Origin of the sequence: Streptomyces sp. BJ20, from assembly GCF_022869105.1 — a bacterium.
GTDB lineage: Bacteria > Actinomycetota > Actinomycetes > Streptomycetales > Streptomycetaceae > Streptomyces > Streptomyces griseoincarnatus.
Map to the genome: position 1 here is coordinate 4845715 of NZ_CP094918.1, position 16535 is coordinate 4862249.

The following is a 16535-nucleotide window of genomic DNA, read 5'->3' on the forward strand; positions in this document are numbered from 1 at the left end:
TGAAGATGTGGTCCGATCACGGGTTAACGGAAGCTGAACGCCACACTTGCGGGGCGCGGTCGATGGCAGGGTGAGCAACATGAACGGTCGTGACCTGGTGCGTTCGTGGTGGTCGGTCGGTGTGGCGGGAGCGGCACGGGGGCCCCGTACCGTACGAGCAGCGTGGCGCAGGCGGGGTGCGGACGCCACCGGGCCGGGGCCGCGGGTGCGGGCGCGGGTGCCGGGCGCGGTGCGGAAGGTGGAGCCCGGTCCCGGTGGGGGTGTGATCCGGTTCGCCCGCTCGGAGCTGCGCGTGCTCGTCGCGGTGAACGGCGCCGTGTTCTGGGGGTGGGACGGAGCCGGTCCGGAGCCGTCGTACGCGTTGGCCGGCGCGTGTCCCGAGCCGGATCCGCGGGCGGAGCTGGAGCCGGACACGGACGGCGGCTGGCGTGTGGTGGCCGAGCGGGTGACGGTCGCGGTGTCGCGGCACGGTGCGCTGGAGGTGCTCACGCCCGGGGGTGTGACGTTGCGGCGGGACCTGCCGCCACGGTGGTGGGAGGCGGAGGACGGCGGCCCGGCGCGGTGGATGCAGCGGTCGGAGGTGCCGGCGGACGCCCGTTTCTTCGGCCCGGGCGGCCCGGTGGAGTGGCCGCGGCCGCGGGACGGCGCCCACCGGCTGCGGAACGGCGTCACGGGGACGGGGAGCGCGGCGCCGGTGACGATGCCCGTGCAGTTGGTGGTCGCCGACGCAGGCACGCATCTGCTGTTCGTCGACAACCCGTGGGACGGCACGCTGACGCTGCGGGAGGGCGCGGAGGGCGCCGGTTCCGGGCACGACCGGGTGGGCACGAGCGAGCTGCGCATGGAGGGCGGTCCGGTGCGCGGCTGGGTGATGGCGGGCACGCCGGCGCGGGTGCTTCTGACGTGGGCGTCGCTGGCCGGGGCGCCGGCGCTGCCGCCCGCGTGGGCCTTCGGCCATCACCATGTGCGGGAGGGCGCCGGCGGGGAGGACGAGGTGCGGCGGGTGGTCGCCGGTCACCTCGAGCGGGGGCTGCCGCTGGACGCGGTGCATCTGGGGGACGGTCACCTGGACGGCGGCCGGGCGTTCACGGTCGACCAGGACCGCTTCCCGAAGCTGCCGGTGCTGGCGGACGAGCTGCGGCGGGAGGGGGTACGGCTGGTGTCGGTGGTGCCCGCGGCGGTGCGTGCGGAGGACCGGCGTGGCGAGGGGGTGTTCCCGGATCTCCCCGACGCGCGCGTGCGGTACGCGGGGCAGGCGGCGCGGGGCTTCGCGGGGGTGTGGCACACGGTCGACGGCTCCGTCCCGTTCGGGCGCGTGGACGCTTTGTGCCTGGGCCGGGCTGCGCACGAGGGTCTGCGGGACGAGGGGCCCGCCGACGAGCGGCCGTTGGTGCTGTCACCGTCCGGGTGGCCGGGGTCGCAGCGGTACGGCGGGGTGTGGTCGGGCGAGGGTGCCGTGAGCTGGCCCGGGCTGCGGGCGTCCCTCGCGCGGGTGGTGGGGCTCGGGTTGTGCGGTGTGCCGTTCTCGGGGCCGGACGTCGTGGGCGGCGGCCGGGACGGCGGCTGTGAACTGTACGTTCGCAGACTTCAGTTGGCCGCGTATCTGCCGTTGCTGCGCACGGGCGCCGTGGGTCCGGCCGACGGCGGGCCGTGGGAGCACGGCGCGGCGGTGCTGGGGCATGCGCGCGTGGCGCTGGGCGAGCGGCGGCGGCTGCTGCCGTACTTCGTGACGCTGGCGCACCTCGCGCGGCGGACCGGGGCGCCGATGGTGCGGCCGGTGTGGTGGCCGGCGCCGGAGGAACGGGAGTTGCGGGACTGCGAGGACGCCTTCCTGCTGGGTGACGCGCTGCTGGTGGCGCCGGTGCTGGAGCCGGGCGCGGTCCGGCGGGAGGTGCGGCTGCCGCGCGGGCGGTGGTACGACACGGTGACGGGGCGGGCGTACGAGGGGCCGGCGAAGGTGCTGGTCGATGCCCCGCTGGAGCGGATACCCGTGTTCGCGCGGGCGGGTGCGGTGCTGCCGGTGCGCGCGGAGGACGGCGGGACCGAGCTGGAGGTGTGGGCGCCCGCCCCGGGCCGCAGCGGGGGCGGGCTGGTGGTGCCGGAGAGCGGCGACGACGGGGACGGGCCGGAGGCCGAGCGGTACTCGGTGACCCGCTCGGGCCCGCGAGTCGTCGTACGGCGGGAGACGGAGGACGGTGCTCAGGAGCCGTCCCGGCCGGTACGCGTCCGCGGGCTCGACGGGACGGGCGCTCAGATGTAGCGGCCCTCGAAGAAGGCGCGTACCGCCACGGTGTGCAGGGGGAAGGCGAGTTCCTCGGGACGGCGCAGCAGGTGCGTTCCCTCGGTCTCGTCGGTGGGCGCGGAGGCGGGCAGGTCGGCCGCCGGGCGTTCGGGGAGCAGACCGAAGAGCAGCAGGTGGCCATCAGGGGCGCTCATGGCGTCGACGAGCCGGACGTCGCGGCTCTCCGCGTCGAAGCCTGTCTCCTCCTTGAGTTCGCGGACGACGGCCTGGCGCCAGTCCTCGCCGTGGTCGATGTAGCCGCCGGGCAGGGCGGTGCCGCCCTTGGCGGGCGGGATCGCCCGGGTGACGACGACCAGGGCGGTGCCGTGGGTGTCGTACACGGGCTGGAGGGCCACGGCGACGGGGAGCGGGTTGCGGTAGGCGACGGCGCCGCAGGCGGGGCAGGTGCGCGGCCAGCCGGAGACGCCCTCTCCGTAGGGCGCGCCGCAGGACGAACAGTGGCTGCCCGCCGCGGAGTTGGGAACGTGAGTATCGGACACGCGCGGGACTGTATCCGATGGCGGAAGGGGCGTGAGTCGGCAGGGCTGTCTAGCGGTGGCCGGCGACGGACCTTTGGGACACGGGGAAGTCGAAGTAGGTGTCCGGGTACGCCTCGGGCTTGAAGGTGTAGTGCCACCACTCCTCGGCGAGGTTCACGAAGCCGAGGTCCTCCAGGGTGTTCTTGAGCAGCGTCCGGTTGGCGCGCTGCTCGCCCGTGATGCGCGGGTCGAGGGTGTGGCTGAGGGTGTCGAAGCAGTCGTAACCGGTGCCCATGTCCAGGGAGTTGTCGGGGAACCGCTCGTCCCGGGGCGCGAAACAGGGGGTGAGGGGTTCGCCCGGGTGGTAGGGGCGTGTGGGCTGGGCGGGCAGCTTCACGAGGGTGAGGTCGACCGTGGAGCCGCGGCTGTGGCCGGACTTCTCCGCGATGTATCCGTCGGCGAACAGGCGGGTCTTGTCGACGTTCGGGTAGAACTCGGCCTTCATGGTCTGGTCGTCGAGGTCCTCGGCCCAGCGCACGAAGTGGTCCACGGCGCGCTGCGGGCGGTAGCAGTCGTACACCTTGAGGGAGTAGCCCTGCGGCAGCAGCCGGCGCTGGGCGGTGCGGAGGGCCTCGGCGGCGGGGCGGGTGAGGATGCACAGCGGCTGCCGGTAGCCGTCGATGCGCTCGCCGACGAAGTTGTGCGGGGTGACGTAGCGGATCTCGTGAAGGATCGTCGGGTCGACGCTGTGAAGGGCCACGAAGTCGCGGGGCGCCTTGGGTTCAGGGGTCGCCCGGGCGGGCGCGGCCGCCGCGGTGGCGGTGAGCAGGGCGGCGAGAGTGGTGACCAGGGCGCGTACCGCGCGGGGAGAACGTGTCATGCCCCCTGCATCTATCAGACGGGGACCGCCGCGCGGAAGCAGGCGCCCCGACCCGTTCTGTCGCCGACCTTGACGCTTCCTGACCGCCGGTGAACACTTCCGGTGTCAGTCGACATCGCCGTACAACTCGGCGCATTTCGGCGCGCCGCGGCAGGCGTCCCACCGACGCCAGGACTCCCCACGGGCGATGCGGCTGCGACGGCACGCTCGTCACGGACGCCGGGCGGGGCGCGGATCCTCCCTGCCTTCGGCTGAAGTCGCCACGGGAAACGCACCCTGCACGTGAGGTCCGGGGCCGACCGTCCTGGGCCCCGGCCCAGGAGCCGCCATGAGCAACGGAGACATATTCGTCGGCGAGGTCATCGGCACCGCCATCCTCATCCTCTTCGGCGCCGGCGTGGTCGCCGCCGTCGTCCTCAACTACTCGAAGGCGAAGGACGCCGGCTGGGTGGTCATCGCGTTCGGCTGGGGCTTCGGCGTGATGGCCGGGGCGTACACCGCGGCCCCGCTGTCCGGAGGCCACCTCAACCCGGCGGTCACCCTCGGGATCGCCGTCGACACCGGCGAGTGGGACACCGTCCACATCTATGTGGCCGGTCAGATGGTCGGCGCGGTGCTGGGCGCCCTGCTGTGCTGGCTGGTGTACTACGCGCAGTTCGAGGCCAACGCCGAGGAGGACATCTCCCAGCCGACGCTCGGCATCTTCTCCACCACCCCGGCGATCCGCCGCCCGGTCGCCAACTTCGTCACCGAGATCATCGCGACCATGGGCCTGGTCCTGCCGATCCTGGCGTTCGGGCTCACCGAAGGGCTCGGCGAGTCGGGCACCGCGATCCTCATCGTGTCGTTCCTGGTCGTCGGCATCGGCCTGTCGCTGGGCGGCCCCACCGGATACGCCATCAACCCGGCCCGTGACCTCGGCCCGCGCATCGTGCACGCGCTGCTGCCGATCCCCCGCAAGGGCACCTCGGACTGGGGGTACGCCTGGGTCCCCGTCGTGGGGCCGCTCATCGGCGGGGCGCTGTCCGGGCTCGTGTTCAACGCAGCGTTCTGACTCCGCAGCACCGACGAAGGGGACGTCATGACGGACAAGTTCGTCGCCGCGATCGACCAGGGCACCACCTCCAGCCGTTGCATCGTCTTCGACCAGAACGGCGCCATCGTCGCCGTCGACCGGCGCGAGCACCGCCAGATCTTCCCGAAGCCGGGCTGGGTGGAGCACGACGCCACCGAGATCTGGTCCAAGGTGCAGGCGGTGGTGGCCGGCGCGCTCGCCAGGGCGGGCCTGCGCGCCGACCAGCTCAGTGCGCTGGGCATCACCAACCAGCGTGAGACGACGGTCCTGTGGGACCGGTCCACGGGCAAGCCCGTGCACAACGCCATCGTGTGGCAGGACACCAGGACCGCCGGGCTGTGCGCGCAGCTCGGCGGCTCCGACGGGCAGGACCGGTTCCGCGACCGTACGGGTCTCCCGCTGGCCAGCTATTTCTCCGGCCCGAAGGCGGCCTGGCTGCTCGACAACGTGCCCGGGCTGCGGGCCCGCGCGGAGAACGGCGAGATCGCCTTCGGCACCATCGACTCCTGGCTGATCTGGAACCTCACGGGCGGCGCCGACGGGGGACGGCACGTCACCGACGTGACCAACGCCGGGCGGACCATGCTGATGAACCTGGAGACCCTCCAGTGGGACCCGACCGTCCTCGCCGCGATGAACGTCCCGGAGGCGGTACTCCCGGAGATCAGGTCCTCCGCCGAGGTCTACGGCACCGCCGTCGGCCAGCTCTCCGGGGTGCCCGTCGCCTCCGCGCTGGGCGACCAGCAGGCCGCGGTCTTCGGACAGGCCTGCTACGACGTCGGCAGCGCCAAGAACACTTACGGCACCGGGAGTTTCCTGCTGCTCAACACCGGTGACCGGCCGGTTCCGTCGAAGCACGGGCTGCTCACCACCATGGGCTACAAGATCGGCGACGAGGCGCCCGTCTACTGCCTGGAGGGGTCGATCGCCATCACGGGCGCGCTGGTGCAGTGGTTCCGCGACCAGCTCGGCATCATCCGCACCGCGGACGAGATCGAGCCGCTCGCCGCGAGCGTGGGGGACAACGGCGGCGCCTACATCGTGCCCGCGTTCTCCGGCCTCTTCGCCCCGTACTGGCGCTCCGACGCCCGCGGTGTGGTCACGGGCCTGACCCGTTACGTCACCAAGGGGCATCTGGCGCGGGCGGTGCTGGAGGCGACGAGCTGGCAGACGCGCGAGGTCGTCGACGCCATGTACCAGGACTCGGGGGTACGCATCACCACCCTGAAGGTGGACGGCGGCATGACGAAGAACGGCCTGCTGATGCAGCACCAGGCGGACGTGCTCGACGTGCCGGTGATCAGGCCCCGGGTGTCGGAGACGACCTGCCTGGGCGCCGCCTACGCGGCCGGACTGGCCACGGGCGTGTGGAACGGCCTGGACGAGCTGAAGTCGCACTGGCGGAAGGACGCCGAGTGGACGCCCGCCATGTCCTCGTCCGTGCGGGACCGTGAGTACCGCAACTGGCGCAAGGCGGTGGAGAAGAGCCTCGGCTGGGCCGAGGAGGGCGAGGACTGAACCACGCGCGCGGGGTGACCCGTCCGTCGTGCGGCGGCTCGTGCTCCTGTCGGCGGGAGCACGGGCCGCGCCTTCCCGGCCCGGTCAGGTGGTGACCGCGCTGCGCCGCCGCGCCGCCTGCGTCATGGCGTGCTGGACGACGCCGACCAGGACCTCCTTGACCGACTCGCGGTCACGCGCGTCGCACAGCACGAGCGGGACGTCGTCGTCGAGGTCGAGGGCGCCGCGTACCGCGTCCTCCGGGTAACGGGCCGAGCCCTCGAAGCAGTTGACGCCGACCACGAACGGTATGGCGCGCCGCTCGAAGTAGTCGACGGCGGCGAAGCAGTCCTCCAGGCGCCGGGTGTCGGCGAGGACCACCGCGCCGAGCGCGCCTTCGGACAGCTCGTCCCACATGAACCAGAACCGCTCCTGGCCGGGCGTGCCGAACAGGTACAGCACCAGGTCCTCGCGCAGGGTGATGCGCCCGAAGTCCATGGCGACGGTGGTGGTGCTCTTCGCCTCGACGCCGCTGGTGTCGTCGACGGGCCGTCCGGCCTCCGTGAGGAGTTCCTCGGTGCGCAGCGGCCTGATCTCGCTGACCGCGCCGACGAGCGTGGTCTTGCCCACGCCGAAGCCGCCGGCCACCAGGATCTTGAGCGTGACGGGCTCGACCGGGGGCTTGCCGCGCTCAGAACGCCCGAAGATCATCGGTCTCTTCTCCTGCTCGATGGTGGTCGGGCGGCGGGCCGTATCCCCCGCCGCCGGGGGTTTCGATGACGAGGACGTCGCCGGGGCCGACGTCCGCCGAGTCGCTGCCGGCGAGCCGGGTGACGGTGCCGTCGGCCCGCTCGATCCGATTGGCGCCCGTCGCTCCGGGGAGCCCGCCCGCCATGCCGTAGGGCGGCACCCTGCGGTGCTGGGACAGCGTGGAGACGGTCATGGGCTCCAGGAAGCGGATGCGGCGCACGGCTCCGTCGCCGCCGCGCCACCGTCCGGCGCCGCCGCTGCCCCGGCGCACGGCGAACTCGTCGAGCCGGACCGGCAGCCGCCACTCCAGGATCTCCGGGTCGGTGAGCCGGGAGTTGGTCATGTGGGTCTGGACGACGGACGCGCCGGGGTGACCGTCGCCGGCGCCGGAGCCGGACGCCACGGTCTCGTAGTACTGGTGGCGGGCGTTGCCGAAGGTCACGTTGTTCATGGTGCCGGACCCCTCGGCCTGGACGCCGAGCGCCGCGTAGAGGGCGCCGGTGACGGCCTGTGAGGTCTCCACGTTGCCCGCGACGACGGCGGCCGGGGGTTCGGGCGCCAGCAGGGAGCCGGGCGGGACGACGATGTGCAGCGGGCGCAGACAGCCGTCGTTGAGCGGGATGTCGTCGTCGACCAGGGTGCGGAAGACGTACAGGACGGCCGCGTTGACGACGGAGAAGGGCGCGTTGAAGTTGGTGGCGAGCTGCGGCGAGGTGCCGGTGAAGTCGATGGTCGCCGAGCGTGCGGCGCGGTCCACGCCCACCTTGACGCGGATGACCGCGCCGGAGTCGGTCTCGTAGGCGTACGCGCCGTCGTCGAGGGCGTCGACGACGCGGCGCACCGCCTCCTCCGCGTTGTCCTGGACGTGCCGCATGTAGGCCTGGACGACGTCGAGGCCGTAGGTGTCGATCACGCGGCCGACCTCTTCGACGCCCTTGTGGTTGGCGGCGATCTGGGCGCGCAGGTCGGCGAGGTTGGTCGACGGGTTGCGGGAGGGGTGGGGCGCCTCGGTGAGCAGGCGGAGGGTCTCCTCCTCGCGGAACCGGCCGTTCTCGGTGAGCAGCCAGTTGTCGAGGAGGACGCCCTCCTCGTCGATGGTGCGGCTGTTCGCGGGCATGGAGCCGGGTGCGATGCCGCCGATCTCGGCGTGGTGTCCGCGGGAGGCCACGTGGAAGAGGACCTCGGGTTCCGTGCCGTCCTCGGCGGTGCCGAAGACGGGGGTGATGACGGTGACGTCGGGCAGGTGGGTGCCGCCGTGGTACGGGTCGTTGACGGCGTAGGTGTCGCCGGGGCGCATGGAGGTGCCGCGCCGCCGGATGACCTCCTTGACGCTGGTGCCCATCGAGCCCAGGTGGACGGGGATGTGGGGCGCGTTGGCCACCAGGTTCCCCTCGGGGTCGAAGAGGGCGCAGGAGAAGTCCAGGCGTTCCTTGATGTTGACGGACTGGGCGGTGGACTCCAGGCGGGCGCCCATCTGTTCCGCGATGGACATGAAGAGGTTGTTGAAGATCTCCAGCAGGACCGGGTCGACGTCCGTGTCGACGCCGGAGGCCCGCGTGACCGCGACGCGTTCCATGACCAGGTGTCCGTCGCGGGTGGTCGCGGCCCGCCAGCCGTCGTCGACGACGGTCGTGGAGCCGTCCTCGGCGATGATCGCGGGGCCGGTGACGGTCTCGCCGGGAGGGAGGTCCTCGCGGCGGCGGAGGGGCACGTCGCGCCAGGCGCCGCCGGTGTGGAGGCGGACGGTGACGGGTGCGGCGGGCCGTCCCGACCAGGTGGCGAGGGCGGAGAGATCGGGGGGTTCGGTGGTGCCGGTGGCCTCGACGGAGAGGGCCTCGACGACGACCGGGCGGTCGAGGGTGAAGGAGTAGGTGGCGCGGTGCCGGTCCTCGAAGGCGCGCCGCATGGTGTCCGGGTCGGTGAGCCCGACGGTGAGGGTGGTGTCGGTGCCGTCGTAGCGCAGCTGGGCGCGGCGGGTGACCTCGACGCGCTCCTCGGGGACGTCCTCGGCGAGGAGTTCGGCGCGGGCGGCCTCCTCCAGCTCGTCGGCGACCGCGTGGACGCGGGGCATGGCGGCGGGTTCCAGCGGGGCCTCGACGGAGCGTTCGCGCATGGCGGTGGTGTCGGCGAGGCCGATGCCGAGGGCGGACAGCACGCCCGCCATGGGCGGTACGAGGACGGTGCGGATGCCGAGGGAGTCGGCGACCATGCAGGCGTGCTGTCCGCCCGCCCCGCCGAAGGTGGTGAGGGCGTACCGGGTGATGTCGTGACCCTTCTGCACGGAGATCCGCTTGACCGCGGCCGCGATGTTCGCGACGGCGATCTGGAGATAGCCCTCGGCGACCTGTTCGGGGCTGCGGTCGTCGCCGGTGCTCTCGTGGATCTCGCGGGCGAGTGCGGTGAAGCGCCCGCGGACCACGTCCGCGTCGAGCGGCTGGTCGCCGCCGGGGCCGAACACGGCCGGGAAGTGGGCTGGTTGGATGCGCCCCAGCATGACGTTGGCGTCGGTGACGGTGAGCGGGCCGCCGCGCCGGTAACAGGCGGGGCCGGGGTCGGCGCCCGCCGAGTCGGGTCCGACGCGGTAGCGGGAGCCGTCGAAGTGCAGGACGGAGCCCCCGCCGGCGGCGACGGTGTGGATGTCGAGCATCGGGGCGCGCAGCCGCACCCCGGAGATCCGCGTGGTGAAGACGCGTTCGTACTCGCCGGCGAAGTGGGACACGTCGGTGGAGGTGCCACCCATGTCGAAGCCGATGACCCGGTCGAAGCCGGCGAGCCGCGACATGCGGGCCATGCCGACGATCCCGCCGGCCGGTCCGGACAGGACGGCGTCCTTGCCGCGGAACTGCCGGGCCTCGGTGAGCCCGCCGTTGGACTGCATGAACATCAGCCGTACGCCTTCGAGCGCGCCGGCGACCTGGCGCACGTAGCGGCGCAGCACGGGTGAGAGGTAGGCGTCGACGACGGCGGTGTCCCCGCGCGGCACCAGCTTCATCAGCGGGCTGGTCTCGCTGGAGAGGGAGATCTGCGGGAAGCCGATACGGGCGGCGAGTTCCCCGACGGCCCGCTCGTGGGCGGGGTGGCGGTCGCCGTGCAGGCAGACCACGGCGACGGCCCGGATCCCGTCGTCGTACGCCTGCCTGAGCGGGCCTTCGAGGGCGTCGAGGTCGGGTGCGCGCAGCACGGTGCCGTCGGCGGCGACGCGTTCGTCCACCTCGGCCACCCGCTCGTGGAGCGGTAAGGGCAGGTCGATGCGGCGCGCGAAGATGTGGGGGCGGTTCTGGTAGGCGATCCGCAGGGCGTCGCGGAAGCCCCGGGTGACGACCAGCAGGGTGCGCTCGCCCTTGCGTTCGAGGAGGGCGTTGGTGGCGACGGTGGTGCCCATGCGGACGACGTCGACGGGGTCGCCGGAGCCGTCCAGCAGCGCGCGGACGCCGATCACGGCCGCGTCGGCGCCGGGCGGGCCGGAGCGGTCCGGGTCGGGGTTGTCGGAGAGGACCTTACGGGTGAGCAGCCGGCCGTCGGGGCGGCGCGCGACGATGTCGGTGAAGGTGCCGCCTCGGTCGACCCAGAACTGCCAGCCTGTCACGTCACTACCCCGCTTCCGCGCCGGTCACAGCGCCCGGAGGCCGTTGATCACGTCGCGCAGAATACTCTCGTCCGGCAGCTCCGCCGGGGGTACCGGACGGTTCACATGGACGAATTCCGCGTCCACGAGATCACCCACGAGGACACGGACCACGCCCACCGGCAGGTCGAGGCCGGCGGCGAGTTCGGCGACCGACTGGGGCGTGTCCCGGCACAGCCCGACGATGTCGACGTGCTCCGGGGAGAGGGAGGGGTCGTCCTCGGCGTCGTCCGCGTGCGGCTCCGCGACGACCACGGCGATCAGGTCGAGGCGGTGCTGGGCCGCACTGGTGGTGCGGCCCCGCGTCATGGCGTACGGACGGACGACCGGTCCGGCCTCGTCGTCGAACCAGCGGCTACTACCCTGACCGTGATCGCTCATGCCGGTCCACTACCCACCCGAGGGCAGATCGGTGCGTGGCGCGGCGCCCAGGTGCACGCCGACCCGCTTCACCAGGAGGGTCATCTCGTAGGCCACCTGGCCGACGTCGGAGTCGGCGTCCGCGAGGACCGCGAGGCAGCTGCCGTCCCCGGCGGCGGTGACGAACAGGAACGCCTCGTCGAGCTCGACGACGGTCTGGCGGACCTCACCGGCCTCGAAGTGGCGCCCCACGCCCTTGGCGAGGCTGTGGAAGCCGGAGGCGACGGCGGCCAGGTGCTCGCTGTCCTCCCGGGTGAGGTCCTTGGACGCCCCTGTGGGCAGGCCGTCGCCGGAGAGCACGATCGCCTTGCGGATGCTGGCGACGCGGTCCACCAGGTCGTCGAGGAGCCAGTTCAGCTCCCCCTTGTCGTTCGTGTGGCCGGTGGCGCTCGGTTCGGTCATCGACCGTCCCCCTTAGTCCTTCGTCGTGGTGCTGTGCCGCTGCCGGCATCGTCGCCCGCGGCGTTCTCCTCCCGGCCGCGCTGCCAGCCGCGCTGGAGCGAGGCCATGCGGCTGCGTACTTCGTCCGCGTCCCGTTCGGCGGGCCGGGCCCGGTCGGTCTTCCGGGTCGCGGCCTCGCGCTTGAGCTGCGGGGCCAGGCTGGCCTGCCGCACGCGCCGGGGCAGTGCCGCGCCGTCGGGCTGCGGTGTGCCGGTGTCCGTGTCGTCGGTGACCGGAGAGGAGTCGTCGGGGCCGCCGGGCGTGGTAGCGGGGCGGCGGCCGGGGGAGCCGGACGCCGGGCCCGCGGGCGGAGGGCCGGGCGCCGGGGCGGTGTTCGGTTCCTCGGGGCCGTCGGCGGTGCGGGCGGGTCCGGTGGTGCGGCGACGGCTGGGCAGGGGCGGCGGTGTCTCCGCGGCCGGCTGCTCCTTGTCGCGCGCGGGGAGCTCCGACACGGGTTCGGCGCCGACGCGGCCGATGGCCCGGCGGCCGGTGTCGCCGCGGCGCCGGGACGGCAGCGGAGGGGGCTCGTCCGAGCCGGGGCGGGTGTGCGGGGCGGCGGTGTCGTCGTCGGTCCGTCCGCCGCGGACCCGCTGGTCGCGGACCGGGCGGCCGTGGGAGCTGACCAGCTTGGGGGTCGACCGGCGGGTGAGCGGCACAGGTCCGCTTCCCCGCTCGCCGGCCTTGTCCCGGTCGTCGCCGGCGGTCTCGTGCCGTGCGGTGTCGCGGCCGGGCCGCTCGTCGTCCTGGTGGGAGCGGCGGGGCCGGAACAGGCCGCCGTCCTCGTCGTCCAGGGTGGGGAAGCCGTCGAGGGCGTCCAGGTCGACGGGCGCCTCGAGTTCGACCGGCCCGTCCAGCACGGAGGCGGGCAGTCCCGGCAGGGCGACGGGCATCTGGGAGAGCGCGGCGCGGCGGCCGTCCGCCGGCTCCTTCTCCGTACGGTGCGGGCGGTCGAGGCGGAATCCGACGCCGTTGGTGTCGGGCACGTCGTCGGTGAGCAGTGCGTCCGGGATGAAGACGACGGCCGTGGTGCCGCCGTACGGGGAGGGCTGGAGGGAGACGCGGACGTTCTGCCGCTGGGCGAGCCGGCTGACGACGAACAGGCCGAGCCGGTCGGTGTCGGACAGCTCGAACTCCGGTGTCTCCGCGAGCCGCAGGTTGGCGTCGAGCAGCGCGTCGGCGGCCATGCCGAGGCCCCGGTCGTGGATCTCCAGGGTGAAGCCGTTGCCGACGCGCTCGCCGACGACCTGGACGGCGGTGTGCGGCGGGGAGAACACCGTGGCGTTCTCCAGCAGTTCGGCCACCAGGTGGGTGAGGTCGGCGACCGCGGGACCGGTGACGGCGACCCTGGGGAGCCGGCGGACCTCGATGCGCTCGTAGTCCTCGACCTCGGCGACGGCGGCCCGTACGACGTCCATGAGCTGGACGGGCTTGCGCCACTGCCGGGAGGGGGCGGCGCCGGAGAGGATGACCAGACCCTCGGCGTGCCGGCGCATACGGGTGGTCAGGTGGTCCAGCCGGAACAGGTCCGCGAGTTCCTCGGTGTCGTCGGTACGGCGCTCCATCGCGTCGAGCAGGGTGAGCTGCTTGTGCAGCAGCACCTGGCTGCGGCGGGCGAGGTTGACGAACACCTCGGAGACGCCCGAGCGCAGTTCGGCCTGCTTGACGGCGGCCTCGACGGCGGCGCGCTGCAGGGTGTTGAGGGCCTGGCCGACCTCGCCGATCTCGTTCTTGTCGTACTCGAGGCGCGGGACCTCGGTCTCGACGTCGACCTGTTCGCCGGCCGAGAGGCGGCGCATCACGCTGGGCAGCCGCACACCGGAGGCCTCATGGGCCTCCAGGCGCAGCTGCCTGAGGTCGCGGATGAGTTTCCGGCCGACGCGCACGGAGAGGTACAGGGAGAACAGCAGGGCGGCGAGCCCCAGCACACCGGCGGCGACGGCCTTGGTGATGACGCCCATGGCGACGGGCCGGACGCGCTCCTGGTAGCGGTCGGTCGCCTGGTCGTTGAGGGCGCCGAGTTCGTCGAGCACCTTGCCGGCGGCGGTGTCCCAGCTCTTGGCGGTGACGCCGCGGGGCTCGCCGTCCTCGGCGAAGACGGCGGCCTGCTCGCCGACCCGCAGAGGCGCGGTCGTGGCGTTGCCCCAGAAGGTCTCGTAGCGGTCGCGCTCGTCCGCGGGGAGCTGCGGCAGGGCGGTCCCGTACAGCAGGGTGCGCTGGGCCATCAGGTCGGAGACGTCCCGCACCTCGGTGGGGGCCAGCTTGCCGACGATCAGGGCGGAGCCGAGCAGGGCGTCCTCGCGGGAGAGCAGTTCGCGGGCGCGGGAGAGGTTCACCAGGGCGCGGTACTGCTTGTCGAGGCCGACGTCCTCGACCACGTGCAGGTCGGACAGCAGCACGTAGCAGGGGTCGACGAGGCGGTTGTAGAGGTCGAGCGCCTGGCGGCGGTCGACGGTGCCGTCGTCGACGCTGCGGCGGAGGGACTCGATGCCCTCGAACGAGTCGAGGGCGGCGTCGAGTTTGTCGGAACTGCCGTGCATGGCCTCGCGCACGCCGCTGCCGGACGCGCTCCTGCGGACGGCGGCCACGGCCCTGTCCGTGGCGGAACGGCTCGCCTTGAGGGCCGTGAGGCCGTCGGAGGCGCGGGGGTCGGCGAGATGGACGAGGGTCTGGCGCCGCTCCTGCTGGAGCACGCGGACGGTGTCCTCGACGGGGTAGCCGACCTCCTCCATCACCGACGACACGTCGAACAGGTGGCTTGCCTCACGGCTCGTGATCACGGTGGTGAAGGCCCAGAGCGTGGTCAGGGACACCAGCGGCACGAGGAGCAGCGCCACGATCTTCCGGCGGATGGACTTCCCGCGAAAGCGCATGGCCTCCCCCAGCTCGGCCCCCGGGCGACCGGGGGCACATGTGCGTCAACAAACGGCGCGAGCCTACTACCGCCCCGGGGGCAACTCGAAGACCCGGCCGGAGGGTTCGATTCCGGCACACGGTCGGTTCAGGCGGAGTTGTCCGGCCATTGCGGGAGATTGCCTCCCCGAATCCGGGACGGGTTCCCCGGCCCTTTCTCCCGGGTTTCACAGGGTGGTTGGCCTGAATCTTTCCCGACCGGGAATCTTCACGAGTCCCCAGGCGTCCTTACCTGCGGGACATGGGGGCGGAATCGGCCACAGGAGCCGTGTCCCGCACCTGGGCGGCGTAAAACAGCGCAACCCGGGCAGCCAATGGGGAGCCGGGTCTTCGGACAGCAGCAGCGGGCTGGCGGCGGTGGGGAGTGACACGGGTGATGGGCACGGCGGAACGGCGTGAGACGGCCGGCGACGGCACGGCGGCGCGGGAGGCGACGCGGCAGCAGGCCGCGCCGGCCACGCGCACGTCGGACGCGGCCGGGCGGCGGGCGGACGGCGGACCCGCCCTGGAGGTGGCCGAGGTCCGGGCGGCGTACCGGCCGCTGTGGGTGGAGGAGCCGGCCAGGCGGCGCAGGCTGCCCGACCCGGTACGGACGGCCGCGGTGCGGGCGGTGCTGATCATCGCGGTGACGCTGATCCAGGCCATGGTGGCCCTGCTGTGCACGCTGGCCGGGTCCTGGCTCGCCTTCCCGATGGTCATCAGCAGCGTCGTCAGCACGATCGCGGCCACCTGGGCGGTGCTCGACGTATGGGTGACCCGCCAGGTGTGGAACCAGCGGCACGGCGTGGTGTCCACGCCCAGCAGCACGGCCCGGGCACTGCGCCGGGAGCGGCGCCAGGCTCGCCGGGCGCAGCGCGCCGCCGGACGCGAGCGGGCCCGCATACGCCGGCGGGGCGGCGCCGGACAGCTGTCGCACCCGTAACACCCGCCGTCGGTAGGGTGGCGTCCCGTACGACGCACGGCCCGGCGGGCGCGGTGCACCGGGTGTACGGATGAATGAGGGCCGGCCATGACCCGTGCGGGACGCCGCGAGGAGCAGGGGAAGAGCGCGAGCGGCGCCGTGCAGTCCGTGGACCGGGCGGTGACGGTGCTGGAGATCCTCGCCCGGCGCGGCGAGGCGGGCGTCACGGAGATCGCCGACGAGATGGGCGTGCACCGCTCCACCGCGTTCCGGCTGCTGGGCGTCCTGGAGAACCGCGGCCTGGTCGGGCAGGCCGGCGATCGCGGCAAGTACCACCTCGGCGCCGGTGTGCTGCGCCTCGCGGGCGCGGCGGCCGTGCGGCTGGACGTCTCGCAGGAGGCCGTCCCCGTCTGCCGGGACCTCGCCGACGGGCTGGGCGAGACGGTCAACGCCGCGGTACTGGACGAGGACGCGGCCGTCAACATCATGCAGGCGCGCGGCACGGCCGCGGTGACGGCACAGGACTGGCTGGGCCGGCGCACGGCGCTGCACGCGACTTCCAGCGGCAAGGTGTTTCTCGCCCATATGACGCCCGGGCGCCGCGAGGAGCAACTGGCCCGCCCGCTGCGCCGGTTCACCGAACACACCGTCACGGACGCGTCCATGCTGCGTTCCGAGCTGGCGCGGGTGCCCGAGCAGGGGTACGCGGCGACGCGCGAGGAGCTGGAACTGGGCCTTGTCGCCGTCGCGGCCCCGGTCCGCGCGCACGACGGCGCGGTGATCGCCGCGATCAGCGTCTCGGGCCCGGTGTTCCGGATGACCCCGGACCAGGTCCCCGTGCTGGGGGCCAGGACTGCCGCAGCGGCGGACGAGCTGTCGCGGAGGATGGGGTACGGGTCCTAGGCGGGGGCCTGCGGCGCGGGCGACGAGGGCAGCCCGTGCGGCCGGCACCCGTGGAGGGCAGACCGGGCGAACCGGCCTGGGTGACGGCGTCCCCGAGCCGGACGACGGGGCGTCGGGACCGAGTCCCGCCGGCGTGGGCGGGGAGTCCGCGAGCCGAACGACGGGCGTCGGGACGGAGTCCCGGGCCGTGACGTCGAGGCCGACGGCCGGTCGGCAACCGGCGGGGCCGGGTACGCCTCAGCGGGCCAGGGCCCGCCTCACGCACAGCGCCGCCCGCGCGACCGCGCGCGGGACGATCACAGGTTCCGGCGCCTGCCCTCGACTTCGAGGCGCGGCTCCCTTCGCGGGGCGGGCGTGGCGCGTCCGTCCCCGT

At 73.5% G+C, this 16535-nt stretch carries 12 protein-coding genes; 5 read left to right on the forward strand and 7 right to left on the reverse strand.

Annotated features, from left to right (window positions below; genetic code table 11):
• The first annotated feature begins 79 nt into the window (after window positions 1-79).
• Window positions 80-2260 (forward strand): glycoside hydrolase family 31 protein, encoded by a 2181-nt coding sequence (locus tag MTR79_RS21855; RefSeq protein ID WP_244791823.1) that lies wholly within the window; start codon window positions 80-82, stop codon window positions 2258-2260.
• On the opposite strand, the gene MTR79_RS21860 is transcribed toward MTR79_RS21855, so the two are convergent.
• Window positions 2251-2781: an NUDIX domain-containing protein gene (locus MTR79_RS21860; RefSeq protein WP_189365416.1), complete on the reverse strand. Its 531-nt coding sequence runs from the start codon at window positions 2779-2781 to the stop codon at window positions 2251-2253. The genes MTR79_RS21855 and MTR79_RS21860 overlap by 10 nt on opposite strands.
• A gap of 49 nt (window positions 2782-2830) precedes the next feature.
• The gene (locus MTR79_RS21865; protein ID WP_189365417.1) at window positions 2831-3640 is read right to left on the reverse strand and encodes a M15 family metallopeptidase; all 810 of its coding nucleotides are present in this window, start codon (window positions 3638-3640) and stop codon (window positions 2831-2833) included.
• Window positions 3641-3968: 328 nt separating this feature from the next.
• On the opposite strand from MTR79_RS21865, the gene MTR79_RS21870 reads away from it, so the two are divergent.
• Together MTR79_RS21870 and glpK are read left to right on the forward strand one after the other, a co-directional pair.
• On the forward strand, window positions 3969-4694 hold the full coding sequence (locus MTR79_RS21870; RefSeq protein ID WP_244791824.1) for an MIP/aquaporin family protein: 726 nt from the start codon (window positions 3969-3971) through the stop codon (window positions 4692-4694).
• Between the two features lie 27 nt (window positions 4695-4721).
• Window positions 4722-6233, forward strand: coding sequence for a glycerol kinase GlpK (glpK, locus tag MTR79_RS21875; protein ID WP_244791825.1), 1512 nt, complete (start codon window positions 4722-4724; stop codon window positions 6231-6233).
• An 84-nt stretch (window positions 6234-6317) separates the two neighbouring features.
• On the opposite strand, the gene MTR79_RS21880 is transcribed toward glpK, so the two are convergent.
• Genes MTR79_RS21880 through MTR79_RS21900 form a run of 5 tightly spaced genes read right to left on the reverse strand, consistent with a single transcriptional unit; the run spans window position 6318 to window position 14318 of the window.
• Complete coding sequence (locus MTR79_RS21880; protein WP_048458097.1) at window positions 6318-6923, reverse strand: ATP/GTP-binding protein; 606 nt, start codon at window positions 6921-6923, stop codon at window positions 6318-6320.
• Window positions 6904-10548 (reverse strand): hydantoinase B/oxoprolinase family protein, encoded by a 3645-nt coding sequence (locus MTR79_RS21885; RefSeq protein ID WP_244791826.1) that lies wholly within the window; start codon window positions 10546-10548, stop codon window positions 6904-6906. Before MTR79_RS21885 ends, MTR79_RS21880 begins: the two co-directional genes overlap by 20 nt.
• A 24-nt stretch (window positions 10549-10572) precedes the next feature.
• Window positions 10573-10968, reverse strand: a complete 396-nt coding sequence (locus tag MTR79_RS21890; RefSeq protein ID WP_048458099.1) for a DUF742 domain-containing protein — start codon at window positions 10966-10968, stop codon at window positions 10573-10575.
• 9 nt (window positions 10969-10977) lie between these two features.
• Window positions 10978-11409 (reverse strand): roadblock/LC7 domain-containing protein, encoded by a 432-nt coding sequence (locus tag MTR79_RS21895; RefSeq protein WP_006136686.1) that lies wholly within the window; start codon window positions 11407-11409, stop codon window positions 10978-10980.
• A complete protein-coding gene (locus MTR79_RS21900; RefSeq protein ID WP_244791827.1) occupies window positions 11406-14318 on the reverse strand; it encodes a nitrate- and nitrite sensing domain-containing protein in 2913 nt (970 codons plus the stop codon). The genes MTR79_RS21895 and MTR79_RS21900 overlap by 4 nt, the downstream gene beginning before the upstream one ends.
• Window positions 14319-14734: 416 nt before the next feature.
• Here MTR79_RS21900 and MTR79_RS21905 point away from each other — a divergent pair, with 416 nt between their 5' ends.
• On the forward strand, window positions 14735-15280 hold the full coding sequence (locus MTR79_RS21905; protein ID WP_244791828.1) for a hypothetical protein: 546 nt from the start codon (window positions 14735-14737) through the stop codon (window positions 15278-15280).
• Window positions 15281-15367: 87 nt separating this feature from the next.
• Entirely contained in the window at window positions 15368-16162 is a 795-nt protein-coding gene (locus MTR79_RS21910; protein WP_244791829.1) for an IclR family transcriptional regulator, read from the forward strand.
• Window positions 16163-16535: the final 373 nt, after the last annotated feature.

Excerpts from the sequence above, each read along its gene's own strand:
- MTR79_RS21855 (WP_244791823.1), top strand. The coding sequence starts at position 80 with ATGAACGGTCGTGACCTGGTGCGTTCGTGGTGGTCGGTCGGTGTGGCG.
- glpK (WP_244791825.1), top strand. The coding sequence starts at position 4,722 with ATGACGGACAAGTTCGTCGCCGCGATCGACCAGGGCACCACCTCCAGC.
- MTR79_RS21895 (WP_006136686.1), bottom strand. The coding sequence starts at position 11,409 with ATGACCGAACCGAGCGCCACCGGCCACACGAACGACAAGGGGGAGCTG.
- MTR79_RS21900 (WP_244791827.1), bottom strand. The coding sequence starts at position 14,318 with ATGCGCTTTCGCGGGAAGTCCATCCGCCGGAAGATCGTGGCGCTGCTC.
- MTR79_RS21905 (WP_244791828.1), top strand. The coding sequence starts at position 14,735 with ATGGGCACGGCGGAACGGCGTGAGACGGCCGGCGACGGCACGGCGGCG.
- MTR79_RS21890 (WP_048458099.1), bottom strand. The coding sequence starts at position 10,968 with ATGAGCGATCACGGTCAGGGTAGTAGCCGCTGGTTCGACGACGAGGCC.
- MTR79_RS21910 (WP_244791829.1), top strand. The coding sequence starts at position 15,368 with ATGACCCGTGCGGGACGCCGCGAGGAGCAGGGGAAGAGCGCGAGCGGC.
- MTR79_RS21870 (WP_244791824.1), top strand. The coding sequence starts at position 3,969 with ATGAGCAACGGAGACATATTCGTCGGCGAGGTCATCGGCACCGCCATC.
- MTR79_RS21865 (WP_189365417.1), bottom strand. The coding sequence starts at position 3,640 with ATGACACGTTCTCCCCGCGCGGTACGCGCCCTGGTCACCACTCTCGCC.
- MTR79_RS21880 (WP_048458097.1), bottom strand. The coding sequence starts at position 6,923 with ATGATCTTCGGGCGTTCTGAGCGCGGCAAGCCCCCGGTCGAGCCCGTC.